Genomic DNA, 981 nt, shown 5'->3' on the forward strand with positions numbered 1-981 from the left:
TAAATTCAATACATTATCCGTTACAGTGAAATACTTTTGCAAAATTTGAGGAATCTCAGTCCGCAACTTGTAATGGATATCCATCACCGTGCGTCCTAATAACCGTTCATTGACAATATCTTTTAAGGTCGCCAAATCCTTCAACATAAAGTTTTTCGGAATCGCAAATTGTATGGTCGCAGGTTTACATTCATCCAAAGTTAAAACAGCTAAAGCATCGTGATTTGACAACTGAACGATATCAAAAGCTGTCAGTTTTTGGCAAGCAGGTTCAACATCCAAAATAACGGAAGTGTAACCCGACATATCCGATAAAATCTGACTTGCCTTATGCAAAATATCATCCAATTTAAATGGTTCAAAGTCAAACGCTTTGATGACTTGATAAATGTCACGCTCATCAATACTATCTAGATTCAAGGAATGTTCTACAAAGTATTTGAATCCAGCAGCACTGGGCATGCGTCCACTAGAGGTGTGCGCCTTTTCAAGCAAGCCCAATTTTTCTAACTTGGCCATATCGTTTCGAATAGTCGCGCTACTCAAATCAATGCTTGCTTGCAAAGTCTTAGAGCCGATGGGTTCATGTGTCTGCGTAAACAATTCGACAATGACATTCAAGATGTCATTTTGACGTTGTGTAATCATCTCATGCCTCCCTTCGTCTTTTAGCACTAACACCTGTTAACTGCTAACCATGATTTTATTATACTCTTTTCTTCGGGACTGTCAAGAGAAAAACTCAAAAAATTAGCACTCTTTTTTTAGAGTGCTAATCAGGCATCGTATTTCGTTAAATCGTAAGTTTCGATAATCTTTATTAGTTTTGTGGCATAATCAGGGTCGCTACTAAATCCAATGTCTTGCAAGGCTTGAGCAGGCTTTTTATAACCTTTATTAGATACCAAAATATCATAAGCACTTTGGCTATCGTGCAATTTGCCTGATTGCAATAAGTCACAATAATCATAAATGGCATCT

Annotated in this window: 2 protein-coding genes; both read right to left on the minus strand. The window is 37.4% G+C overall.

Annotated elements, in window-relative coordinates; translation table 11 throughout:
* Positions 1–648: heat-inducible transcriptional repressor HrcA (hrcA, locus tag HFK82_RS08260; protein WP_168261425.1), on the minus strand; the 648-nt coding region annotated here is incomplete at its 3' end.
* Between the two features lie 128 nt (positions 649–776).
* A partial coding sequence (locus HFK82_RS08265; protein ID WP_336498584.1) for a glucosaminidase domain-containing protein occupies positions 777–981 on the minus strand: 205 nt, incomplete at its 5' end.

The sequence above is a fragment of the Streptococcus alactolyticus genome, from assembly GCF_012277075.1.
Taxonomy (GTDB): domain Bacteria; phylum Bacillota; class Bacilli; order Lactobacillales; family Streptococcaceae; genus Streptococcus; species Streptococcus alactolyticus.